Below are 24,322 nucleotides of genomic sequence, written 5' to 3' on the forward strand. Positions count from 1 at the left end.
AAATTTCAAATGTACTATTTCACCAGTTTGCCTTCCCGGAAAAAAAACTTGTGAGTGAGTTTATCAGTAAGAGCAGGGAAGAAGCGGTTCATAAACACTGTTCGCTTACCTGTGAACGTTAGTACCAATGAACGTTTCCTTTTCTCGATGGCATGAAGGATATGTTCAGCGCATTCCGCTGCAGACATCATGCTGCCTTCATCCATGGGAGATTCACCCTGTGATTCGGCTTTTGCATTCAGCGCGGCATTGCGGATATTCGAAGTGGTGAATCCTGGAGACACCCACATCACATGCACCTGTTTGTCGAGCATCTCGGTACGAAGAGCTTCCAGCCATCCCTGGAGGGCGAACTTGGAGGCTGAATAGGCGCTGCGGCCGGGAAGTCCGCGGTAACCTGCAATGGATGACACACCAATTACCATCCCCTGCTTTTTTATGAGTGAGGGGAGGGCGAACTTGGTGCAGTACACACTTCCAAAAAAATTGATGTCCATAACCTTACGGAATACTTCAAGTTCCGCTTCCTCAAAAAGGGCGCGCATGGAAATGCCGGCATTGTTGATGAGGATATCAATATCGCCAAAGGTTTCTACGGTAGATTCAATGAATTTCCTGCAATCGGCTTCCTTGCTGACATCGGCCACTACCGTATGCAGCATTACATTGGTATATTCCATCTGCAGGTTATACAGTTTTTCATAACTGCGACCACAGGTGGCCACTTTTGCACCCAGGGGAATCAATGCATCGATCAGGGCCTTACCGATACCTTCACTGCCTCCGGTGATGGCCACTACTTTATTGGTAAAAAATGAAGACATATAATGGGGAAGAATTAAACGCAAACCTACCCTAAAATTGAGTACATTGTATAAAGGGTAATGAAAAGATTTGCAAACAGGGACTCAGGATTTTTTTTAAAATTTTTTCCGAAAAATTTGGGAGTAAATGTTTTATTCCTATTTTTGCACTCCCAAAACAAACGACACACAGTCGAAAGTTCTTAAAAAAGGGATGATTCCGTAGCTCAGCTGGTAGAGCAATACACTTTTAATGTATGGGCCCTGGGTTCGAGTCCCAGCGGGATCACAGAAAAAGCCTCCTGATTCAGGAGGCTTTTTTTATTTTATACACACCCCCCAAAAAAATACCGGATCAGTAAATTATGATCCGGCATTTGTGTCAAGCTGATTTTCACCGCCAGCACCACCCGCTTTATCTATCCTGTTATTTCAACAGGAGCAGCGGAAAATCAAGTCCAATTCCGTAACTGCTGGGATACTGCGGACTGCCGTGAAACTTGCGTGTCAGTTCAGGCACTTTGGTTTCAAGGTAATTTTTCAGTTCATTGACGGTCACTTTTGCATCACCGTTATCTGCCGTTCCTTTCATTGCTTCCAGCAGGGTATAGGTGAAAGCTCCATGACCCAGTTGGGAAAATTCATTGGCAAATTGCTGCGAACCGGATGCCGCCATCCAATGGGTTCCTGTACTGCGTGCCAGTAAGGCAATTGACTTACCCTGTTCAGAGGAACTGACCAGCATAGATTCAAAAGCCCCGGCCGACTGGCAGGCATCCAACACAAATAGTTGTTTCTGGGCAGCGATCTGAATGGCATATGATTGCAGCTCCTTTGAGGAGATTCCATTCATTTTCAACGTGGCATCCAACTGATCCAGTGCGGCTACATTATTGGGAACCAGGTAAAACTCTTTGGAACCTGAACCACTCATGATTCCATGCCCGGCATAATAAAATACAAATACGTCTTTTGGCTGGGCTTCCTGGCGAACCTGGGCAAAAGCTGCCATAATACCTTTTTTATCCGCCTGCCCGTCGGTAATATAAAATGTTTCCACCTTGCTGATTACAGTTTTGCTTTTTGCTTCCATCTCTGTTTTAAAAGAAGATGCATCTGCCAGGGCATAGTTCAGGTTCATTTTGGGGTTTTGGTATTGATTGATGCCCACCACCACAAGGTAAAGTGTGGCCGATTGATCTACTTCGGCCAGCGGACCGGTTGGCAACCGTTGAACGGTTCCCGAAGAGGCAGGAACTGGCTTCACACCAACACCGGATGAATTGTACCTGATTGTAATCTCCGAAGGCTCACTTTCCGTACGCTGGCTGTTCAGCGCTATGGCTCGAATATTATTTTCACCCGGCAGCAGGTTCAGGTCAACCGTCCATTGATCAGTACTGGTATTATCATCCACCACCACCAGGTTGCGGGTGCCTTTACCCACAGCTTTGCCGTTATGAAACAAACGAATCTCATCCACCTGGTCCTGTGGCGCATTTGCCTTCACAGTTATCCTGGCCATGCCCGTTGTATTGTCATACCCGGGGATATCGCTGGTCACTTCCAGGTTTCTTGTCGCAGCATATTGAATATCCACGGTTGGCACGGGATGCAGTTTTGCCAGGTCAGGCGGATAGAACTTTTCCCCACCGATCTTGCGCAACAACAGGTTGGGGGTATAGAATTTCTCAAAAAGATTCCTGAGGTCCACGATCTCTTTATCACGTACAAAATACAGTTCCTTTAATCCGGCCTCACTTCCATCAAACAAGCCATCGGGCGACAGAAATATCCACTCATCAGTTCCTCTTACAAAATAATAGGTACCCAGGAGTTCACCTGTCTTAACTCTGTAAATATTGAGATCTTTCAGGTAACCGTGTACATAGACGATCTCATTGTTATCAGAGAAATAGGCGTTATTGAAGGCACTTCCTGTTGGCGGCCTGAACGATTTCAATTCCTTTCCATCCAGTGAAAACAATCGCAGGATATGGCTGTAACCACCAGTCATCAACTGGTTGGTTTCACCGATGGCCAGCCATTGCATACCATGCGCCGCACCAATTACCTTTACACTGTTGTTATGCGGCACGGTAAATTCAGATACCAGTTTTCCGGTCTTCGACTCCAGGACAGAAACCAGACCCGACTGGGCTTCCACCACTACCAGTTTACGGTCATTGTCCACCCAAACCAACTGGGTCACCCAATTGTCCACTTTGCCTTCACTAACCCGTTTGCTGTACAGGATCGCTTTTGTTTCCAGGTCCATGACCTGTAGCGTGGGCACATTCTTCAGCAACAGGGTATAGGCGAGGTAGCGGGCATCCCTGCTGTTGACAGGTGCTGTCAGGGGGCCGGAAAATGTCGCCACCCGACTTGCTGCCCCTGTGGCAATATCGATTGCACCCACCAGCTTTTTATACGCATTCACATAAATAATCTTCCTGCCATCACGTGAAAAAAAGATAGACCCGTAACTTATATAATCCGCAGGAGGCTGAAGGGTTTTGATGAGTTTCCCGGTGCGTCTGTCCGCTATACTTATTTTATCACCCCTGTTGGCAATCAGTTTGCCATCATTAGAATAAACAACCTTGGGAAATCCGTGGGTAAGGTTCAAAGGCCGATGGGTTTCACCGTCAAAACCATGGATAAACCCATCATCCGTAACAAATTCATAGCCGTCTTCCGGAAGGTTGAAACTAAGATCCTCCCTTGTATAATCAGCGACGATATGGGCAATGGAATTTCCGAACTGCTCTTCGTAATGGAGGGTTTCCGGATCCATCCTGTACAGGGTGGACCCAATGGTGAAGAAGGTTTTACCTGAACCTTTCAACACCCTTGTTAAACGGCCATATTCATATGACAAGGGCTTCTCATCTGGCCTTAGTTTCAGTGTTACCGTTTTAAGTACCTTAAAACTATTAGGATCCAGAAGTTCCACCACAGATTTGGGATTTGCCAGGTCCTTGGAAAAGAAAATACACTGCCCGATCGAATTGACGGTCAGACTGACCGGCATATTTTTTATGGCTTTCCGGTTGAGGATTTTATTGGCATTGATATCAAATCTTTCCAGGGAGTCTTCCGTTGCAGCCAGTAACTGTTCCTGTTCCGGCCAGTAGGTCCAGGTAAGGTATTTCCGTTTTTGTCCTTTGGGAAACTCGTTTTTCATCACCACTTTGCCCGCTTCCAGGTCAACCACGAAAGACCCCCATTGACCGGCCATCATTAATTTATTGGGGTCTTTAAGCGGGTAGAGTTTCATCTCGGTAGCATCATAGTTCAACACCCTGTAAATGCGTTTGAACAATTTACCGGTAAATGCTTCGTACAGTTCCAGGTCTGTTGAACTATTCAGGTAAACCAGACGCTGGTCATGGGAAAAGCAGCTGCCATAATAGGTAGCACTGCTTTGAATGATGAAATTACCGGTGCGAACGTCAACCAAAAAAGTGCCTCCGCTTCCCGTGACCAGGATTCGGTTCCCGTCGTCTGACACAGAAAGAGATTTCATTTGCATATCAAGTCCGCCACCAAGCCGTTTTTCAAATATCTTTTTTTGCTGACGCATGTTCCACAACACGATGGTTTGCCCACTGATGGTGGCGGCATATTTTTCATCTTTCGTAACGGCAAAGTCATGGAGCACACCGGAATTTCCGGTTGGCAAAACCAGTTTGATCTCCTGGGCACACAGGTTAAACAAGGTTGTCAGCAAAAACAATAACAGTGCTAAATTTTTCATGGTATTCTGCTTCAATTGCCGGTTGGTCAATGGTGTGAGATTTCGATCATCAGCGGTACTATGCCTGGCTGGTCTCCTTCATATTTGAATCCTGCCTGCAAAGCCTCATAGTGCACCAGTGATTTGTCAATGAGTTTGTTTCCCAGTACCTGTTTTATTTTAGCCGACAGTCCACCCTGCGAGGCATTCATCTTTGCTGCAATACCTGCTGCGTCCAGTTTTTCCGTACTGAACAGAATCAGGAGATAGTCACTGCCTTTGTTCTCGTCCAGTTTAATCACTTTGGTGTCGGAAGGGAAAGCCACCACACTGTTACGACCAACATGGGTGGAAGTTATATCGTCATAGGGCAAAATTCGGTTTACCTTCCCCGTGAGGTCCGACGCAAATGCATAGACGTAGGCTTCCTGTTCGATATTCAGGAAGAAACGAAATTTAGTGCCACTGCCATAGCTGTCTGCCATCGTATAAGCTACCAGGTCTTCTGTCGATGCCAATGCTTCTTCTACCACCAGGTTGCGGCTGCTTGTCTTGTTAACCGGCATATTGGCGCCGTTGGACAGTTTAAATTCCAGGCTGCCGCTGAGGGCTGATTTCCGGGGAGCCGGAGAGGGTGCGGGAACTGGTTCAGGTCCTGGCTGCGGGACAGGTTGTGGCGCAGGCTGCGGAGATGGCGCCGGTTTGGGTGAGGGTGTTCCGGGATCTCCAAAAACCTGTAATGCCAATACACACCATTTTGCATAATCTGCATACCGTACCCAGATAAATCCGCCATCCCCCCAACCAGTTCCCCAACTGTTCATCACCCTGAAAGCACCGCCTGCCTTCTGGTCATCATACCCCACCACCACCATAGCGTGGGCCGCGTGTTTCCAGTCGCTCAATGAATCTTCAGGAACCGTATTCCAGGTATCTGATTTCACCTTGAAAAAACTTTCGGGCAGGTAAAACCCGGTGGATACCGGTGTTCCTTCCAGGATGGCTTTTTTGGTGATATCGATCATGGCCTCTGCATCCTTCACATAAGTATCTCCCTCCAACAATCCTTTTCCCGCAAATAATATGGCTGCATCCTTTAACTTGTAATTGGCAGCTTCCTTTCTGGCATGCTCCTGCAAAGGTAGCCCACACTGGTAGGGCACTGTTTTCAAGAGCGCATCCCCGCCTTCTATCATGGTGATAATGGCTTTAACCGGATCTGAACCTTTCTGGCAATTGCCGTCTTCCGGATGCTTTATTTGTTCATACAGGTAGGTGGGCGAAAATGCATACTCGTTAATCAGGTCCCTGTCGGTAATATTATGATTGATGGCATACAAAATAGTGGCTACACCATAACCATTGGCAAATGCCACACAGGTGCCGTGTTCCCCCTGGTCGCCGGGAGTGGGACAAAATTTTTCAAGTGAATAGGCTGCTGGTAAACCCCGGAAACTGCGAAAGGAAAGCGGCAGTTTTATGGGTGTAGCGGCAATGGTGGTGGCGTTGAATTGTGCACCGGTGGCTCGCTGCTGGGCTTTCAGACTGATAACAGGCCCCAGCAGGCAGGTCAGGATAAAAATTTGTTTCATGGGTTAAATACCTTTTTCGAATGGTCAAATTATGCCAATAACGCAGTCCCCGGCGGATTCCAATATATTTTCAGAAAAAAATACCCGCTGGTGGGTATGAGAAAGTTTTTTCATAAATTGTGTCAAACTAACACAATGAAGAATTGCCATATGCTGAAGCCTGCTTTGCTTGCAGGTATAATCCACATTGCTGCAAGTGTTACTGCCCAGCAATGGACAGAAACAAATAAGGAGAACTTCTCCCTCATCACCAACAAAGGCGGACAAATGCTTGGCTATTCTCCGGCATCGGGTATCAAAATCCTGACTGTAAATGGACTGGCATTTAAAGATCTGAACAAAAACGGTCAGCTTGACAAATATGAAGACTGGCGGTTATCCTTTGACGTTAGGGCAAAGGATCTGGCATCCAAAATGACAATTGAGCAGATAGCCGGACTGATGTTATACAGTGGACACCAGTCAATTCCGGCCCGGCCCCGTGGCTTTGGCGGCGGTACCTATAATGGTAAACCCCTGGCAGAAAGTGGTGCCAGGTCCACTGACCTGAGCGACCAGCAGAAAGCATTCCTGACCAAGGACAACCTGCGGCATGTGCTGGTCACCAGTGTGGAAAGTCCGGAAGTGGCAGCCAAATGGAATAATAACATGCAGGCACTGGTAGAGGGACTTGGGCTTGGTATCCCTGCCAATACCAGTTCCGATCCGCGTCATACTGCTGCAGCCACCACGGAATACAACGCTGGAGCCGGAGGAAAGATATCCCTCTGGCCCGAAGAACTGGGGCTGGCAGCTACCTTTGACCCAGCCATTGTTGAGCAGTTTGGAACAATCGGGGGACGGGAGTACCGTGCTTTGGGCATCAGTACCGCGTTGTCGCCCCAGATTGACCTGGGTACCGAACCACGCTGGAACCGGATTAAAGGTACTTTTGGCGAGGACCCATATCTTGCCGCCGATATGGCCCGGGCTTATGTGGACGGATTCCAGACTTCCAAAGGCAGGGATGAGATCAGGGATGGCTGGGGCTTTACCAGTGTAAATGCCATGGTTAAACACTGGCCTTCCGGCGGACCGGAAGAGGGGGGAAGGGACGGCCATTTTGCCTATGGTAAATTTGCAGTCTATCCCGGTAACCAGTTTGAATTGCAAATGATCCCATTCTTACAGGGTGCCTTCAAACTTAAAGGCAAAACAAAAATGGCATCCGCCGTTATGCCTTATTACACCATCAGCTACAACCAGGACAAAAAAAATGGGGAGAATGTGGGCAACGGCTTTTCCAAATATATTGTTACTGATTTGCTACGGAATAAATACGGGTATGACGGAGTGGTATGTACCGACTGGCTGATCACAGCGGATGAAGGGAAAACACCGGATGTGTTTTTAGGAAAATCCTGGGGAGTGGAAGCCAATACGATTGCGGAAAGGCATTATAAAGTGATCATGGCAGGATTGGATCAGTTTGGGGGCAACAATGTGGCGGGGCCGGTTATTGAAGCTTACCAGATGGGCGTAAAGGAACACGGTGAGGCATTTATGCGCAGGCGTTTTGAACAGTCTGCCGTAAGACTGCTGATGAATATCTTCCGAACCGGGCTGTTTGAAAATCCATACCTCGATCCGGAATATACCAAAACAACAGTGGGTAAACCCGAATACATGAAAGCCGGTTATGATGCCCAGCTGAAATCCATTGTGATGCTTAAAAACAAGGATGGTATCCTTCCCCTGCAAAAAAATAAAACAGTCTATATCCCCAAAAGACTGACGCCTTCCATGCGCGACTGGTTTGGCAATGTTACACCGGAAAAACTGGACTATCCGGTGAACCTTGAAGTGGTCCGCAAATATTTCAACATCACCGACGATCCTGAAAAGGCCGACCTCGCGCTGGTCTTCGCACTGAGTCCTATGGCCGGAGTAGGATATGACATTGAAGACCGCAAAAAAGGAGGCAACGGATACCTTCCCATTTCACTCCAGTATTCACCATATACGGCTACCCATGCCCGTGAAAAAAGCATTGCCGCGGGAGATCCGGTCATTGATCCAACAGTCACTGACAGAAGCTATAAAGGAAAATCCTATACTGCCGCCAACCAGGCCGAATTAAAAACCATCCTCGACACCAGGGCAGCCATGAAGGGCAAGCCGGTGATTGTGTGTGTGGAAGCATCCAGTCCGATGATCTTCTCTGAATTTGAAAAGCAGGTTAATGGCATCATACTTGGCTTCGGCGTGCAACACCAGGCCATGCTTGATATTCTTACAGGTGTAGAGCCATCGGGATTACTGCCTGTGCAGATGCCCGCTGACATGAAAACTGTTGAGGAACAATATGAGGATGTTCCCCATGACATGAAAACACATGTGGACTCAGAGGGAAATGCCTATGATTTCGGATTTGGCCTGAACTGGAAAGGAGTTATCCGTGACAGCAGGACCCAGAAATATGTAAAAAAGAAAAAGCCATAACAAGGAGGGGCTTCCTGTACCGGAAGCCCCCTCCTTTATAACTTACACTTCACAGTTATACAATCCTTTTTACCCTGAAATATCCCTCAATTTGTTGTGTGCCGAGTTGTTTTCCCGAACTGACTGAAAACTTACCCGAAGGGCTGACCGAAAATGACCCGATGATCCATTCGCCCACTGCTCCCCATTTATCAATTTTCAGCGAGCCGCCACTGTCCAATACTTCGTCATTGGCACCCAAATACCAGGAAGCATGGATATAACCGGCACCAAGATTACTCAGGTTGATGGCAGTATTATGCGTCTCATTTTCATGTACCCATGAAAAATTTCCTGTGCCCCCCGGCCAGATGATGGAAAGGTTGAAAACCTCAGACACGCCGGCAACACCGCTTTGGGTTTCATCCAGGTAGGATGCCCCGCCCGGCAGATGTTGCCATTCTCCGCCACCTATCCGATACACTACTCCATCTGCCAGTATCCTGATATGTGCCAGCAGCAGGAGTTGATGTTGTTCACTTACTATCTGGGCAACTGCAGTGGCTTCAGCCTGTTCTATAACAGTTGCCGGTGCCTTGTAGGTTGCTTTGCTGCCATTTCCACTAAGAGTACCCACCCCGGTCAGGCTCCATTTTTTGACCAGGCTGGCCAGTACCGGTACTCCTTTCCCAAGTGGAAGACTGGTAACGTCAGCATTGTTCAGTGGTGCCAGCAGGTCATCCGCATAGGGATGATAATTCAACACCTGGAGCGGAAGCGTTTCGTTTTGACCTGCAACGGAACTGGTTGGAACGAGTTTCAACCAGGTTACCAGGGTCCAGTTGCTGAAATGACTGGTGGTTACAGTTACAGTTTTGCTGGTGGGATCAATTGTCACGGGTCGCACCATCTGCCAGATTCCCTGTGCATCCTGGAATGCAATGGACAATACCTCTTCAGATGCAATTGAATCCAGCAGCTTGTCATATGAAAACCGGATGGTCACAGGTTTTGCAAATTGCTTTCCATGGGGCAAAAGACTGTAACTCTTTCCCAGTCCGGCATCACAGGTGTTTTTAACCGGCTGCAACTGAAATGTTGTTTGCTCACTTACTGCACCTGCCGGAACCGTTACCTTGATAAATCCATCAGGGGAACTGAATTGTCCGCCGCCGGCCCCGATCGTAAAACTAAGTGCCGCACCATCCGGCTCGCCAACCGGCCTGGGCAGTGGCTGGTGATCAACAGGAGGAATGATTTCTGATCCATCAGATTTTTTACATCCGCTTAATACGTTTAAAAATACTGATGCCGTAAAGAAAAGGTTTAATAGTTTTCTGGTATTCATCTTGCGTTTAATTGAGTCCGCAAGTTATCCGAATACCAGGGCCTGCCATGTCACATGATGATGTGAAATCAGGTCTTTGGGATCAAATCTAGACAAGTAAACATCACAGCAGGCTATTCGGCTATTGTACCTTTCATTGCCTGCTCGCGGTATTTTTTGGGAGAATGACCGGTGGTTTCCTTGAAAAGCTTATTAAAATTAGAGATCGTTTTATATCCGCAGTTATAGGCAATTTCAGAAATGGTCCAGTCGCTGTTGAGCAGCAATTTACAGGCATTGCTGATCCGCACCTGGTTCAGGTATTCCACAAAATGAATCTTATTGCGCTTTTTAAAAAGACGGCAAAAACTTTGGGGAGTCAGGTTGGTAAGGCCCGCTACATCCTTTAACTGGATATCGGAACGGAAATTGTCATTCACATATCGGTATACATCGCAGAGTCGGTCTTTTTCCGCTTTGTTTTCATGGTTCAGCAATTCCTCCGAATTAATATGAACCAGGTCTGTAGACTGGGATAAGAGGTGCAATATTTCAAGAAGTCCCATTACCTTATCAAACCCTTTTTTCTCCAGTAAACTTTCCATCCTGGAGGCAATCAGTTGCCTTGTATTATGCTGAATAAAGATGCCGGATTTCGATTGCAACAGAAGTTGCCGGATATTCTGGGCCTCCGGCAGGGAAAATAATCCTGATTCAAACAGGCAGGGATGGAAATACACAACGATTGCCCTCGCCCTCTTACTTGTTTGCCCGTTCACATAACAATCGTCATTGATCCAGATATGTGGAAGGGATGGACCGATCAGCACCATATCCCCGGGCTCAAAGGATTCAATGAGATTGCCGACAATTCTTTTGCCGTGACTTTCCCTTATATATACAAGTTCAATTTCCGGATGAACATGCAGGGGGGAACTGAAAAATGATTCATCCCTCTCCATTACGGTGAAGAGACTATTATGCTTTACTGCTATTTCAGTTTGTAAGATTTTCATGTGGCAGTCTGTCCTAAACCTTTCAAATGTAAAAAAAATCGCGCCAATTGCCGTAATTTAGGTGCCCTATAGCAAGCAATCAACGATTCATGACCCCTTCTGCAAAAAAACTGAAGGCGCCAACCCTGTTGTTATCACAGCAGGCCGTGACGCGTCAATTTATAAAGGCCTTCCAAACCGATCCCGAATTAGTTGTCAGTTCTCCGGGAAGAATTAACCTGATAGGTGAGCATACTGATTACAATAAAGGCTTTGTTCTTCCCGCTGCCATCGATAAAAGTATCAACCTGGCTATATCAAGGCGCAAGGATGAGGAGCTCCATTATATTGCCATCGACTTTAAACAGGAGTTCAGGGGGAATATCAGCAAACTTGAAAAATCTGTCCAGTTATGGCCTGATTACATCAATGGTGTATTGCAGCAACTAAAGGAACTGGGCTTCCGGTTTGGCGGCCTCAACATTGTATTGGGTGGCGATATTCCCGCGGGAGCCGGCCTATCCTCTTCAGCTGCCCTGGAATGCAGTGTGGTTTACGCCCTTAACGAAATTTACAGGTATGATCTTCCCAGGCTTGAAATGGTAAAAATTGCACAGGCGGCGGAAAATAAGTTCGTTGGGGTAAAATGCGGTATTATGGACCAGTTTGCCAGCATGTTCGGTAAAAAGGACCATGCCATCCTGCTGGACTGCCGCAGCCTGAAATATGAGTATATCCCTCTGGACCTTCACCAGCATGCCATTCTCCTGATGGATACCAGGGTAAAACATTCACTGGCATCGGGTGAATACAATGTCAGAAGGGAACAGTGCGAAATGGGTGTAAGGGCACTCCGTAAAATTTATCCGCAGGTTGAAAGCCTCCGGGATGCCAACAGGGCAATGATCGAATATACACTCAAAGATGTAGTTCCGGATGTGGTGTATAACAGGTGCAAATATGTGGTGGAAGAAAATCTCCGCCTGCAGGTTGGATGCGAAGCCCTCCGACGTAATGACCTTGTTGGCTTTGGTAAAAAAATGTTCGCATCCCATACAGGACTGAGTAAATTATATGATGTCAGCTGCCCGGAACTCGACTTCCTGGTGGAATTAGCCAGGGAAGAACACGCGATCATTGGCGCAAGGATGATGGGTGGGGGCTTCGGAGGATGCACCATCAATATCATTCGCAAAAGCTTCATCAATGAGGTCGTGGACCGAATGAGCAATGCCTTCCGGAAGCGTTTTGGCGAGGAACCGCTGGCTCATATCTGCAGTATATCCGGCGGAACCCAGGCGGTTCCTGGCAGTTAAAAAAGAAATAGTATTTTGCCTGCCCGAAATGTTATCAGCAAAAGCACAATACGCAATCCACGCCTTAACCTACCTGGGAGAACATTTCCAGCAAGGCTATATTCCCATCAACCAGATTGCGGAAAAAAGAAAGATTCCCGCCAAATTCCTGGAAGCAATTTTGCTGGAACTCAGGAAAGCGAATATCCTGGGCAGTAAGGCCGGGAAAAATGGTGGCTATTATCTCCTGAGAGAACCCGGAGAAATTCCCATGGTGCAGATATTAAGGCTGATGGATGGTCCTATTGCCCTGCTTCCCTGCGTCAGTAAAAAATTCTACGAACCCTGCCGTCTTTGTCCCTACCCTGAAAATGACTGTAATATCCGCCGAATCTTCCTGGAAGTAAGGGATGCCACACTGCTGGTCATTGAAGGAAAATCACTGGCCGACCTCATGCAAATCTCACCCGGCACAGATTCCGATTTTGTCATTTAAACTGTAAGCTGCTAATATTCAATCTATTGGAGATAGGGAAACAATTTTTTCTATTATTTCCTATTAAAACCATAGGAATTATAGTATTTAATTTTATTTTTGTTTTGAACTTATCACCAAACAGTTACCATGAGCGCATCGAGTATAGGTTTACCCGCCAATATTTTTTCACCTGCTGAACAGGTGCAGGTGCAGGATATCATTCATAAATTTTCCCAGCAACAGCTGCAATGGCTGGCCGGCTACCTGACCGGATTGCAACACAGCAACCAGCAGTTGCTGCAACTGATCAACAGGATCCCTGTAACCCAGGAGTCACTGACTGCTGAACCACTTAACGGACAGGATTCCATCACCGTTTTATACGGATCAAAAAGCGGTAACAGTAAAAAAGTAGCCAAAAACCTGCATGACAAATTAATTGCAAGGGGATTTACCTCGGTTTTGCAGGATATGAACCAATACCAGGGCAACCGTCTCAAGGATGAAAAATGGTTGCTGGTGGTAGTCAGCACCCATGGTGAAGGGGATCCTCCTCCGGCCGCTGAAGATCTGCATGCGTTTATCAACAGCCGTAAAGCACCGGCCCTGGATAGTACCCGGTATGCTGTGCTGGCACTGGGTGATAAAAGTTATGCCAGTTTTTGCCAGACGGGACGCGATTTCGATACCCGTTTGTCTGCACTGAAAGCTATTCCCATCCTGAGCAGGGTAGAGGCTGATGTGGATTATGAGGAGACAGCGGAAGCCTGGATTGAATCCGTGCTGGCTAAAATCCAGGAAAACTTCGGAAGCGCTGTTCCTTCCGGATTACCGAACCTGCAGCATACCAGCTCAGTGAACCAGGACGGGCAGCTTGTGTCCGGGACCCAGATCAAATACAGCCGGAAAAATCCGTTCCGGGCAACCATCCTTGAAAACATCCGTCTTAATGGCCGTGGTTCAGCCAAACAAACCCACCATGTTGAAATCTCTCTGGAAGGAAGTGGACTCAGCTACCAACCCGGCGACACCCTTGGGATTTGGGTTGAAAATGAACTTTCGCTGGTTAATGAACTGACGGAATTCAAAAGATATAATACCACTGATCCGATTGTATATAAGGACACCACTTTGTCACTGGAAGAGTTCCTGCTGAAACATGCCGAGCTCACCACCATAAGCGGCTCATTCCTCTCCGCCTACTGCCCTTTTATATTGGATCCGGCGGTGGCCCATTCACTGAAAAACATCCTTGCCGATAAAGAAACCCTTTCTTCCTTTGTGTATGGACGTGATATCCTGGATATCCTGGTGCAATTCCCGGCCGACATTTCAGCGCAGGAACTGGCGGCCATTCTCTTACCCCTGCAACCCAGGTTATATTCCATTGCCAGTTCCCTCAGTGCACACCCGGAGGAGGTTCACATTACAGTCGGTCGCGTAGAATATGAAGCCAATCAAAGGGTTCGTCGAGGAGTAGCCTCCAATTTTATTACCGGCCGCTTACAACCCGGACAGGAAGTTTCGGTTTTCATTGAAGAAAATGAATCCTTCCGGCTGCCCGCAAACGGCGACACTGCTGTTATCATGGTTGGCCCCGGCACCGGTATTGCTCCTTTCCGCGCTTTCGTGGAGGAAAGGGCAGAATCAGGGTTTGGCGGCCACAACTGGCTGTTTTTCGGCGACCAGCATTTCACCACTGATTTCCTCTACCAGACCGAATGGCAGCGCTTTATCAGGCAGGGAGCGCTGAGCCGCATGAATACAGCCTTTTCAAGGGATGGTCAATCCAAATTATATGTTCAGCACAGAATGCAGCAGCATGCATCCGAACTGTTCAGCTGGCTGGAAAATGGTGCCCACTTTTATGTTTGCGGAGATGCCAGAAAAATGGCCCGGGATGTAAAACAGACACTTATAGGTATCGTCTGCGAACAGGGTCGTATGGAACCGGAAGCGGCAGTTGAATACGTAAAGCAAATGGTAAAAACTGGCCGCTACCAGGAGGACACCTATTAGAATGCAATAACAAACCAACAACAACAACCATTCCATGGATCTCAATAAGGATAAATCAAAACTCAGCGAGGTTGAGCATATAAAGGAAAAAAGCAAATACCTGGAAGGCACCATAGAAGACAGCCTGAAAGATGAAACTACCGGTAATCTTTATGCGCAGGACCAGCAGCTGATAAAATTCCACGGCAGTTATGTGCAGAGTGACCGCGAACTGGATAAGGAAAGAAAGGCCCAGAAACTGGAACCCCTTTATTCCTTCATGATTAGGGTAAGGGTTCCGGGCGGTGTGGCCAGTGCAGCCCAGTGGATCACCATGGACAACCTGGCGGCCAAATATGGGATGCCAACGCTAAAACTCACTACCAGGCAGGCTTTCGAGCTGCATGGTATTCTGAAACACAATCTCAGGAACACCATAAAGGAGATCAATAATTCTCTCATGGACTCTATCGCAGCCTGTGGTGATGTCAACAGGAATGTGATGAATACCGTGAACCCGAATACTTCCGCCATTCACGATGCCGTTCAGGATATTGCCCTTGCTGTCAGCGCCCACCTGACGCCAAAAACAACCGCTTATTATAAGATCTGGGTAAACGAGGAACATGTTGCCGGCCAGGCAGAAGAGGCGGAAATAGAGGAGCCCATTTACGGAAAAACTTACCTGCCACGGAAATTCAAAATAACATTCGCTATTCCACCTTATAACGATACCGATGTATATGCACATGATATCGGCCTGATTGCCATTGAGGAAAACGGTCAGCTTAAAGGCTTTAACTATTCCATCGGCGGCGGAATGGGTATGACTTTCGGTGATGAGACGACCTATCCGCGGGTAGGTAATTTAATTGGGTATGCATCCGCAGAAAAAACCGTTGACATTTGCGAAAAACTTGTCACCATCCAGCGCGACTTCGGAAACAGGGAAAACAGGAAACTGTCGCGGTTCAAGTATACCATTGACAGGGTGGGACTTGACTTTGTAAAGGCAGAACTTAACCGTCGCCTGGGTTATGAACTGGAAGCGCCAAAGCCATTCCGATTTACTACCAACGGTGATAGTTTTGGTTGGATCAAAGGAGTTAACGGCAAATGGTTCAACACCCTGTATATTGAAGGTGGCCGGGTAAAGGACACCGAAAGATTCAGGCTTCGCGCCGGTCTTCGGGCCATAGCCGAAATACTGGGGGAAGGTGATTTCAGACTGACTGCCAATCAGAACGTGGTAATCGGGAATGTGGAAGAATCAATCAAACCACAGGTAGAGAAGCTACTGGAAGAATACGGTATCAGCGAGCACCAGCAAGTGACCACCCTGCACCAGCATTCCATTGCCTGCGTAGCCCTGAATATGTGTCCGCTGGCCAATGCGGAAGGCGAACGTTACCTGCCGTCACTTATTACTAAAATTCACGCCATCCTTGAAAAATATGGAATCGGTCAGCAACCAATTACCATCAGGATGACCGGCTGCCCCAATGGCTGCGGCAGGCCCTACCTTGGTGAGATCGGGTTTGTGGGAAGGGCCCCGGGAAAATATAATCTTTACCTGGGCGCTGCCTTCAATGGAGAAAGGTTGAACGTGTTGTATAAGGAAGCCCTGAATGAAGAGGAAATCCTCGGAACCCTTGATCCGCTCATCGCCTTATATGCCAGCGAAAAATCAGCTACAGAACATTTTGGCGATTTCATCCTGCGGAAAGAAATCATCCGACAACAGAATCCAAAAGCAGATTTTCATCTGAGTTAACCATGAAAGCAGTACATCAACCCATAGGCAAAGTCTATATCACAGGTGCTGGACCAGGTGATATCAACCTGGTAACCCTGCGTGCAAAGGCAGTGGTGGAACAGGCCGATGTGATTCTGTATGACAACCTGGTGAACCACGAAATCCTTGACTGGGCCCCGGCGCATGCGGAAAAGATCTTTGTAGGAAAACTGCCCTATTGCTCAATTATCACCCAGGAAACCATCAACGAGTGGCTGGTTAGCCATGCCGAAAAAGGAAAGCAGGTAGTGCGGCTGAAAGGCGGTGATCCATTGATTTTTGGCCGCGGTGCTGAAGAAGCTGCCTTTCTTAAAAAGAATGGAATTGAATTTGAGATCGTGCCGGGCGTAACCAGCAGCCTGGCTGCGGGAGCCTATTCCGGTATTCCCCTGACACATCGCGATGCCTCACAAATGGTGCTGTTTGTCACTGGCCATACAAAAAAAGGACGGGCAGGCGGACTGAATTTCAACTGGCCGATGCTGGCAGCATTTGATGGCACTATTGTGTTTTATATGGGTGTAAAAAATATAGGGCAGATCTGTGAAGAATTGACCAGGGCTGGAAAATCAGCCGAAACCCTGGTTGCAGTGGTTGAAAATGGCTCTCTCTTGCATCAACGGGTAATTTCCGGTAATTTGTCAACCATTTCTAACGAGGTGATCGCTGCTGCCGTAGGCACACCAGCCCTGATCATTGTTGGTGAGGTTGTACGTTACCACCAGGACCTGAACTGGTTCGCGGACATTCAAAAAAGTTACCGGCAGCAGATAGCCTAAAAAAAATTGACATGAGCCTGATACACGGTTATATCCTCAGTTCTTCGGTACCTAAGAAAAAACAGGTAATCGATTTCGCGCAGGAATTGGTCGATTTTCTTTTTCCGGTAGTGGAAAATGAAAAAACTTATGAAGCCAAACACCACAGAAAACTCGATGCCCTGAAAAATCAGTTTCTTGAAATTCTTTTTGCCTTCAGTGAAACCTATAAACTCGAGGAAGAAAAGATCTGCTCAGATTTTTTTGCATCGATGGACGAATGCAAGGGAGCATTACTCGAAGATGCCAAAGCCATGCAACAATTCGACCCTGCTGCGAAATCCATTGAAGAAGTGGTACTCACATACCCAGGTTTTATGGCCATTACAGCCTATCGTGTGGCCAACAAAATTTACCAGTTGCAGGTGCCGCTGATTCCCAGGATCATCAGTGAGTGGGCACACTCTATTACTGGTATTGATATCCACCCGGGGGCTACTATCGGTGTTCCTTTTATGATTGACCACGGTACTGGTGTGGTTATTGGAGAAACAACCGTAATCGGCCGTAACGTGAAAGTGTACCAGGGGGTAACATTTGGCGCCCTGGCAGTTAAAAAGGAAGAAGCCGAAATAAAAAGGCATCCGACCATAGAAGATGGCGTGATCGTATATGCGAACAGTACCATCCTCGGTGGCAGAACCATCATAGGGCGCGACAGTATCATTGGTGGCAACTGCTTTATTGTTGAATCGGTGCCTTCGCAAAGCATTGTATACCATCAGCCGATCATCACGGTAAAAAATAAAAAAGATTTCACTGAACCCCTCAACTGGATCATCTGAAACCAAACCAACAACAATAAAATTTAAACAACAAATCAAAGTTATGGTTGCTTCAAACATACTCGAAACAATAGGAAACACCCCTCATGTAAGGCTGAACAAGCTTTTTGGAAATTCCCATAATGTATATATCAAGCTTGAGCGGAACAACCCGGGTGCCAGCATTAAGGACAGGATAGCACTGGCCATGATAGAAGACGCTGAAAAGAATGGTATCCTGCATAAAGACAGTGTGATCATTGAACCCACTTCAGGCAATACAGGAATCGGGCTTGCAATGGTGGCGGCAGTGAAAGGATACAAACTGATCCTTGTAATGCCTGAGAGCATGAGCGTGGAAAGAAGAAGGCTGATGAGTTTGTATGGTGCCAGTTTTGAACTGACTCCACGTGAAAAGGGCATGAAAGGAGCCATTGAGAAAGCCAGGGAACTCGTAACGGTAACCCCCAATGCATGGATGCCCCAGCAATTCGATAACCCGGCCAATACGGAGATCCATCGCCGTACCACAGCCCAGGAAATCATCAATGATTTCCCCCAGGGCATCGATTACCTGATCACTGGTGTAGGAACCGGCGGACATATCACCGGATGTGCGGAAGTCCTGAAAGCAAAGTTCCCCAACCTGAAAGTTTTTGCGGTGGAACCAGAATTGTCGCCCGTACTCAGTGGCGGTTCCCCTGCTCCGCATCCCATCCAGGGAATTGGCGCCGGATTTGTGCCGGGCATCTACAACCCCGGTGTGATTGATGGCATTATTGGAGTTGGCAAGGATGAAGCATTTTCCTATGCCCAAAAGGCTGCAAAACAGGAAGGTATTTTCATGGGAATCTCCAGTGGCGCATCTTTGGCAGCAGTAGCAAAAAAGCTGGGTGAAATTCCTGCCGGCAGTACCATCCTCACGTTTAATTATGATACCGGCGAAAGATACCTTTCCATTGACGGTCTCTATTAATTCATCTATCAGCCATCCGATTCATGGATCTCACTGAACTCAACCAAAAGCTTTCTTCCCTTTCTGCTCCCGAAAGGCTGGCACATATCTGCCGGCACTTCGGGGATGGACTGGTGTTTTCAACCTCGCTGGGACAGGAAGACCAGGTTATTACCCATTTAATTGCCAGGCAATCACTGCCCGTTACCATATTCACGCTTGATACCGGCAGACTTTTTCAGGAAACCTACGACCTCCTCGATAAAACCAGGGCCCGGTATAAAGTACCCGTAAAAGTTTATTTCCCCGATGCAAAAAAGGTGGAGGAAATGCTTTATGAAAAGGGTCCCAACAGCTTTTTCGAATCCGTAGAAAACCGCAAGGAATGCTGTTTTATCCGTAAAGTGGAACCACTCAACAGGGCACTGAAAGGCGCGAAGGCCTGGATCACCGGACTGCGTGCTGAACAAAGCGACAACCGGCAGCACCTGCCTTTTGCCGAATGGGATGAGTCGCGCGGGCTGGTGAAAATTAATCCGCTGCTCGACTGGACTTATAAACAAATGCTCGCTTTTATTGAAGACCAGAATATTCCTTACAACAGTTTACATGATAAGGGATTCCCAAGCATTGGCTGTGCGCCCTGTACCCGCGCCATTGAACCTGGTGAAGACATCAGGGCCGGAAGATGGTGGTGGGAAATATCTCACAAAGAATGCGGCCTGCACCTTGAAAAAGTAAATTAAAGATCATCATACCACAAGAAGAAAAGCTGAAAAATATGTCGACCATTTCAACCATACCCGCATTTCCCAGGATGTTAGAGGATGAAAGCATTTATATCATGCGGGAAGTGGCTGCCCAATTTGAAAAACCAGCCTTGTTATTCAGTGGCGGCAAAGATTCCATTACACTGGTAAGGCTTGCCCAGAAAGCATTCTGGCCAGGCAGGATACCTTTTCCGTTATTACATGTAGACACAGGACACAATTTCCCCGAGACCATTGAATTCCGAGACTGGCTGGTAAAGGAAACCGGTGCGGAACTGATTGTCCGTTACGTTCAGAACAGTATAGACGCCGGAAAAGTAAAAGAGGAAACCGGGAAATACGCGAGCCGGAATGCCCTGCAGACCATAACCCTGCTGGATGCCATTGAAGAATTCAGGTTCGATGCCTGCATTGGCGGCGCACGCAGGGATGAAGAAAAAGCCCGTGCCAAGGAAAGAATATTTTCTGTCCGGGATGATTTTGGCCAATGGGATCCGAAAAAACAAAGGCCGGAACTCTTTGATATGCTGAACGGTAAAATCAATATCGGTGAAAACGTAAGGGTATTCCCCATCAGCAACTGGACAGAACTGGATGTATGGACCTATATCAAAGAAGAAAAAATGGCCATTCCATCCATTTATTTTACCCACAAGAGAAATGTGATTGAAAGGGATGGTATGATTTGGCCCCATAGTGAATTCCTCCACACTACCTCCGATGAACAACCCTTTGAAGAAACCGTGCGTTTCAGGACGGTGGGGGATATGACCTGTACCGCAGCAGTGGCGTCCACGGCAGACAGCATCGATGATATTATCAGGGAAATTTTGGCTGCAAAAATTTCCGAACGCGGTGCCAGGATGGACGATAAACGTAGTGAAGCGGCCATGGAACAACGAAAAAAAGAAGGTTATTTTTGATGACCAGGGCAACTGAAAACCCTGGCCAGACACATATGGACAAATTTATATACGGCTTGCGGCAACTGATTTTTGGTTTTTTATTAATCCTTACGCCAATATTCGCTGCTGCGCAAAGTACCCGGATCAACGAAAACAATCTTACTGCCTGGGGAACCATTAATGCAGACTGGAACCTGAATGAAAAACTTGGAATTCACCTCGACATCAACCAGCGGCGGGTGAACATTACAGAAGACATTTTCCAGCATCTATACCGGATAGGAATGAATTATAAACCAAATAAAAATATTTACCTGCGGGCGGGTTATGTTCTTTCCCGAACCTCACCCTTCGGTGATATTCAGGAAGCTGTATCGCACCAGACTTCAACCGAACACAGAACCTACGAATCTATTAGTTTTTCAAGCAAAGCAGGCAGGCTGGAAACAAGCCACAGGATTATCATGGAGCAAAGATGGAATGGAAAATTCAGCAGCCCGGACCTCAACAAACAGGATTCATGGTCCTATGCCAACCGGGCCCGTTACAGAATCAGGTTTGATTATTCCTTCCAAAAACATACAAACCAGCAATCATACCCCTATATCGCAGCATATGATGAGTTAATGATTCATTTTGGCAAGCAGGTAAAGGAAAATGTATTTGACCAGAACAGGATCGGCTGCCTGACAGGTTATGCCATATCACCGGTTACCAGGCTTGAGTTTGGGTTTATGTACCAGGTACTCCAGCTCTCCAAAAAATATTTTGATAAAAATGTATTCCAGAACAACAGTAACCTGATGGTGAACCTGTTGCTGAATCTTCCCGGCCATGCAGCCACAAAATAAAATATGATACCCCAACCTGCCAATAACCTCTACCCGGTTTTTTTGAAACTCGACCACCTGCGAATGCTGGTGGTGGGCGGAGGCCATGTAGGTGAAGAAAAACTGAATTCACTCCTGCGAACCTCACCTGGTGCCAGTATTACCCTGGTGGCCCCTGAAATAAGTGAGGCCATCCTTCAAATGGCAGAAAAACATCCATCCCTGAAGCTTGTCCGGAAAACATTTGACAGGAGCGACCTTATTGAAAAAGACCTGGTGATTGCAGCCACCAATGATAAAACGCTGAATGCGGAAGTAAAATCTGCAGCCACTGAATCCGGTGTGCTGGCTAATATTGCAGATACACCTGAATTATGTGATTTCTACCTGGGTAGTATTGTAAACAAAGGTGACCTGAAAATCGCTATCAGCACAAATGGGAAATCACCCACCGTGGCCAAAAGGCTTAAGGAGGTGTTTAATGATTCCATTCCTTCTGAAATGGACCAGGTACTCGACAACATGAAGGAACTTCGGTTACGCCTCAACGGTAATTTTTCTGAAAAGGTCAAGCAACTCAATGACATTACCCGTGTACTTGTAGAAGACACCCAGCCCAAAAAGCTGACGGAAGAAAAGAAGTGGAAACAGATCGCTTCCAGGCTGATCTGGTTGTTTGGCGCCATGATCGTCGGCCATATTCTGCTGTCTTCTGTTCCGCTGCCACCGGTTCCCGAGTTGTGGAGCATGACAAAGGAATACATCAACCAGCAATTCCTGTTTTTTATGCTGGCCGGTTTCCTGGCACAAATGGTGGATGGTTTGCTGGGAATGGGTTACGGGGTTACATCGGCAACCTGCCTTATTACAGCAGGCGTAAACCCGGTTTCCGTGAGTGCCGCCATCCATACATCGGAAATATTTTCTGCAGGGGTAAGCGGCTACAGTCACTACCGCTTTGGAAACGTGAATAAAAAACTATTTAAACACCTGGTTATCCCGGGTGTGCTGGGAGCCATACTGGGCGCCGCTTTGCTGGTACTGGTTGGTGAACATGCCGGCAACTGGCTGATGCCCGTGATCGCATTATATGCCATGTTCCTGGGTTTTAAAATCTTTGTCCGGGCATTCCAGCAGAATACACCAAATGGAAAAATAAAAAGGGTGGGATGGCTGGCCTGGTGCGGAGGTTTCCTCGATTCATTCGGTGGCGGTGGCTGGGGCCCCATAGTGACCAGCACCCTGATCTCAAAGGGCAAAAGCCCAAGGTTTACCATCGGTACCGTAAGCCTTACTGAATTCTTCATTACCCTGGCCAGTGCTGCAACCTTCTTTTTTACTGCTGGCATCGGGCATTGGCCGGTTGTGGTTGGATTATTACTGGGAGGTTCATTTGCAGCACCTATCTCCGCCCGGCTCGCCGGTAAACTGCCCGCTAAATCTATGATGATCGGCGTGGGGGTAATCGTCATGATCTGGAGCATCCGGCTGATCCTTAAATCAATTTTGTAACAGAATAATAAATTAAAATGGATATCGTAAGAATTGCAACTGCAGGCAGTGTGGATGATGGGAAGAGTACCCTCATAGGGCGTTTGCTTTTTGAAACCAACAGCATTACTGCCGATAAACTGGAAGCCATTGAAAGAGCCAGTAAAAGAAGGGGAGTGGATTATACCGATCTTTCCCTGCTGACCGACGGGCTTATTGCGGAAAGGGAACAGGGCATTACAATCGACGTGGCACATATCTATTTTTCCACCCCATCAAGGAAGTATATTATTGCCGACACACCCGGACATTTCGAATATACCCGCAATATGATCACGGGCGCCAGCAATGCCCAGGTGGCTATCATCCTCATAGATGCCCGCAACGGAATCGTGGAACAGACCCACCGCCATTTCTACATTACCCAATTGCTTCGCATACCCTATGTAGTGGTATGTGTAAACAAAATGGACCTTGTAAATTATTCAGAGGAACAGTTTGAGGCGATCAAAGAACAATTCAATGAACTCTTTAAGAAAGCCAATTACAGGGAGCAGCAATTGCAGTTTATTCCCGCCTCCTCCCTGTTCGGGGACAATATTTCCTCGAGGTCAAACCAAATGGATTGGTTTAAGGGACCGGCATTGCTCGAATACCTTGAAAGCCTTGAATGGCATTCACTGGAAAACAAATTCCCCGCAAGGTTTCCCGTACAGTATGTGATCAGGCCCAAATCAGATCAATGGCATGATTTCAGGGGATTTGCAGGAAAGCTGGCCAGCGGTACCATCAGGAAAGGTGATACCGTTGTAGCCCTTCCTTCCATGCAGGAGTCTTCCATTGAACAGATTTACCGCTTCGAGGAGCCAATTGAAGAGGCGGAATCAGGCGATAGTATCGTACTGACACTTGCCACGGAAATTGACATCAGCAGGGGCGACATGCTGGTAAGGAAAGAGGAATTGCTGGAACCCACAAAGGAGTTGGCAGCACAGGTATGCTGGCTCGACCACACCCCCCTGAAAACAGGAAAAAATTATTTGCTGCAACATGGTAGTAACCGGGTGAAAGCCAAAGTCACCAACCTCTTCAGCAGCATTAATGTATTGGATTACCAGACCATTGAAGGAGTTGAAGAAATCGGCCTGAATGAAATCGGCTACATCTCATTGAAAACCGCCAGGCCGGTATCTGCGGATAATTATTCCGCCAATAAACACAATGGAACCTTTGTGCTGATTGATGAGGCCAGCAACAGTACGGTTGGCGTTGGTTTTATCGGCTGATTCAGGTGTCTGACATCTTTT

At 47.3% G+C, this 24,322-nt stretch carries 18 protein-coding genes and 1 tRNA gene; 14 read left to right on the forward strand and 5 right to left on the reverse strand.

Annotated features, from left to right (window positions below; translation table 11 throughout):
• Positions 1-14 precede the first annotated feature (14 nt).
• The gene (locus tag BC349_RS00060; RefSeq protein WP_187254711.1) at positions 15-824 is read right to left on the reverse strand and encodes an SDR family oxidoreductase; all 810 of its coding nucleotides are present in this window, start codon (positions 822-824) and stop codon (positions 15-17) included.
• A 195-nt stretch (positions 825-1,019) separates the two neighbouring features.
• Between BC349_RS00060 and BC349_RS00065 the strand changes: the two genes are divergently transcribed.
• Positions 1,020-1,092 (forward strand) — tRNA-Lys (locus BC349_RS00065).
• A gap of 138 nt (positions 1,093-1,230) precedes the next feature.
• Here BC349_RS00065 and BC349_RS00070 read toward each other — a convergent pair.
• On the reverse strand, positions 1,231-4,563 hold the full coding sequence (locus BC349_RS00070) for a caspase family protein (RefSeq protein ID WP_187254712.1): 3,333 nt from the start codon (positions 4,561-4,563) through the stop codon (positions 1,231-1,233).
• 26 nt (positions 4,564-4,589) lie between these two features.
• A complete protein-coding gene (locus BC349_RS20085) occupies positions 4,590-6,134 on the reverse strand; it encodes a C1 family peptidase (RefSeq protein WP_187254713.1) in 1,545 nt (514 codons plus the stop codon).
• 135 nt (positions 6,135-6,269) lie between these two features.
• Here BC349_RS20085 and BC349_RS00080 point away from each other — a divergent pair, with 135 nt between their 5' ends.
• Positions 6,270-8,615 (forward strand): glycoside hydrolase family 3 protein, encoded by a 2,346-nt coding sequence (locus BC349_RS00080; protein ID WP_187254714.1) that lies wholly within the window; start codon positions 6,270-6,272, stop codon positions 8,613-8,615.
• Between the two features lie 55 nt (positions 8,616-8,670).
• On the opposite strand, the gene BC349_RS00085 is transcribed toward BC349_RS00080, so the two are convergent.
• Together BC349_RS00085 and BC349_RS00090 are read right to left on the reverse strand one after the other, a co-directional pair.
• A complete protein-coding gene (locus tag BC349_RS00085) occupies positions 8,671-9,942 on the reverse strand; it encodes a hypothetical protein (RefSeq protein ID WP_187254715.1) in 1,272 nt (423 codons plus the stop codon).
• Positions 9,943-10,055: 113 nt separating this feature from the next.
• Positions 10,056-10,937: an AraC family transcriptional regulator gene (locus BC349_RS00090; RefSeq protein WP_187254716.1), complete on the reverse strand. Its 882-nt coding sequence runs from the start codon at positions 10,935-10,937 to the stop codon at positions 10,056-10,058.
• Positions 10,938-11,026: 89 nt separating this feature from the next.
• Here BC349_RS00090 and galK point away from each other — a divergent pair, with 89 nt between their 5' ends.
• The 12 genes from galK (at position 11,027) to BC349_RS00150 (ending at position 24,301) form a co-directional block, all read left to right on the forward strand.
• Positions 11,027-12,232 carry a galactokinase gene (galK, locus tag BC349_RS00095; protein ID WP_187254717.1) on the forward strand — a complete coding sequence of 402 codons (1,206 nt, stop codon included), beginning with the start codon at positions 11,027-11,029 and terminating at the stop codon, positions 12,230-12,232.
• A gap of 28 nt (positions 12,233-12,260) precedes the next feature.
• Complete coding sequence (locus BC349_RS00100; protein ID WP_187254718.1) at positions 12,261-12,707, forward strand: RrF2 family transcriptional regulator; 447 nt, start codon at positions 12,261-12,263, stop codon at positions 12,705-12,707.
• Positions 12,708-12,836: 129 nt separating this feature from the next.
• Complete coding sequence (locus BC349_RS00105; protein ID WP_187254719.1) at positions 12,837-14,708, forward strand: assimilatory sulfite reductase (NADPH) flavoprotein subunit; 1,872 nt, start codon at positions 12,837-12,839, stop codon at positions 14,706-14,708.
• Positions 14,709-14,742: 34 nt separating this feature from the next.
• Positions 14,743-16,461 (forward strand): NADPH-dependent assimilatory sulfite reductase hemoprotein subunit, encoded by a 1,719-nt coding sequence (locus BC349_RS00110; RefSeq protein WP_187254720.1) that lies wholly within the window; start codon positions 14,743-14,745, stop codon positions 16,459-16,461.
• Between the two features lie 2 nt (positions 16,462-16,463).
• The gene (cobA, locus tag BC349_RS00115) at positions 16,464-17,261 is read left to right on the forward strand and encodes a uroporphyrinogen-III C-methyltransferase (RefSeq protein WP_222840040.1); all 798 of its coding nucleotides are present in this window, start codon (positions 16,464-16,466) and stop codon (positions 17,259-17,261) included.
• A gap of 11 nt (positions 17,262-17,272) precedes the next feature.
• Complete coding sequence (gene epsC, locus BC349_RS00120; protein ID WP_187254721.1) at positions 17,273-18,085, forward strand: serine O-acetyltransferase EpsC; 813 nt, start codon at positions 17,273-17,275, stop codon at positions 18,083-18,085.
• A gap of 43 nt (positions 18,086-18,128) precedes the next feature.
• Positions 18,129-19,040 carry a cysteine synthase A gene (cysK, locus tag BC349_RS00125; RefSeq protein WP_187254722.1) on the forward strand — a complete coding sequence of 304 codons (912 nt, stop codon included), beginning with the start codon at positions 18,129-18,131 and terminating at the stop codon, positions 19,038-19,040.
• 23 nt (positions 19,041-19,063) lie between these two features.
• Positions 19,064-19,765 carry a phosphoadenylyl-sulfate reductase gene (locus BC349_RS00130; RefSeq protein WP_187254723.1) on the forward strand — a complete coding sequence of 234 codons (702 nt, stop codon included), beginning with the start codon at positions 19,064-19,066 and terminating at the stop codon, positions 19,763-19,765.
• Between the two features lie 35 nt (positions 19,766-19,800).
• Positions 19,801-20,712, forward strand: a complete 912-nt coding sequence (gene cysD, locus BC349_RS00135) for a sulfate adenylyltransferase subunit CysD (RefSeq protein ID WP_187254724.1) — start codon at positions 19,801-19,803, stop codon at positions 20,710-20,712.
• A gap of 35 nt (positions 20,713-20,747) precedes the next feature.
• Positions 20,748-21,545 (forward strand): DUF2490 domain-containing protein, encoded by a 798-nt coding sequence (locus BC349_RS00140; protein ID WP_187254725.1) that lies wholly within the window; start codon positions 20,748-20,750, stop codon positions 21,543-21,545.
• Between the two features lie 3 nt (positions 21,546-21,548).
• Entirely contained in the window at positions 21,549-23,036 is a 1,488-nt protein-coding gene (locus BC349_RS00145) for a TSUP family transporter (protein WP_187254726.1), read from the forward strand.
• A 17-nt stretch (positions 23,037-23,053) separates the two neighbouring features.
• On the forward strand, positions 23,054-24,301 hold the full coding sequence (locus BC349_RS00150) for a sulfate adenylyltransferase subunit 1 (RefSeq protein ID WP_187254727.1): 1,248 nt from the start codon (positions 23,054-23,056) through the stop codon (positions 24,299-24,301).
• Positions 24,302-24,322 lie beyond the last annotated feature (21 nt).

Source organism: Flavihumibacter stibioxidans (assembly GCF_014332695.1).
GTDB lineage: Bacteria > Bacteroidota > Bacteroidia > Chitinophagales > Chitinophagaceae > Flavihumibacter > Flavihumibacter stibioxidans.

Coding starts and splice junctions, on each gene's coding strand:
- cysD (WP_187254724.1), top strand. CDS start 19,801: ATGTCGACCATTTCAACCATACCCGCATTTCCCAGGATGTTAGAGGAT.
- BC349_RS00145 (WP_187254726.1), top strand. CDS start 21,549: ATGATACCCCAACCTGCCAATAACCTCTACCCGGTTTTTTTGAAACTC.
- BC349_RS00140 (WP_187254725.1), top strand. CDS start 20,748: ATGGACAAATTTATATACGGCTTGCGGCAACTGATTTTTGGTTTTTTA.
- BC349_RS00100 (WP_187254718.1), top strand. CDS start 12,261: ATGTTATCAGCAAAAGCACAATACGCAATCCACGCCTTAACCTACCTG.
- BC349_RS20085 (WP_187254713.1), bottom strand. CDS start 6,134: ATGAAACAAATTTTTATCCTGACCTGCCTGCTGGGGCCTGTTATCAGT.
- cobA (WP_222840040.1), top strand. CDS start 16,464: ATGAAAGCAGTACATCAACCCATAGGCAAAGTCTATATCACAGGTGCT.
- epsC (WP_187254721.1), top strand. CDS start 17,273: ATGAGCCTGATACACGGTTATATCCTCAGTTCTTCGGTACCTAAGAAA.
- BC349_RS00090 (WP_187254716.1), bottom strand. CDS start 10,937: ATGAAAATCTTACAAACTGAAATAGCAGTAAAGCATAATAGTCTCTTC.
- galK (WP_187254717.1), top strand. CDS start 11,027: ATGACCCCTTCTGCAAAAAAACTGAAGGCGCCAACCCTGTTGTTATCA.
- BC349_RS00110 (WP_187254720.1), top strand. CDS start 14,743: ATGGATCTCAATAAGGATAAATCAAAACTCAGCGAGGTTGAGCATATA.
- BC349_RS00060 (WP_187254711.1), bottom strand. CDS start 824: ATGTCTTCATTTTTTACCAATAAAGTAGTGGCCATCACCGGAGGCAGT.
- BC349_RS00085 (WP_187254715.1), bottom strand. CDS start 9,942: ATGAATACCAGAAAACTATTAAACCTTTTCTTTACGGCATCAGTATTT.
- BC349_RS00105 (WP_187254719.1), top strand. CDS start 12,837: ATGAGCGCATCGAGTATAGGTTTACCCGCCAATATTTTTTCACCTGCT.
- BC349_RS00150 (WP_187254727.1), top strand. CDS start 23,054: ATGGATATCGTAAGAATTGCAACTGCAGGCAGTGTGGATGATGGGAAG.
- BC349_RS00130 (WP_187254723.1), top strand. CDS start 19,064: ATGGATCTCACTGAACTCAACCAAAAGCTTTCTTCCCTTTCTGCTCCC.
- cysK (WP_187254722.1), top strand. CDS start 18,129: ATGGTTGCTTCAAACATACTCGAAACAATAGGAAACACCCCTCATGTA.
- BC349_RS00080 (WP_187254714.1), top strand. CDS start 6,270: ATGAAGAATTGCCATATGCTGAAGCCTGCTTTGCTTGCAGGTATAATC.
- BC349_RS00070 (WP_187254712.1), bottom strand. CDS start 4,563: ATGAAAAATTTAGCACTGTTATTGTTTTTGCTGACAACCTTGTTTAAC.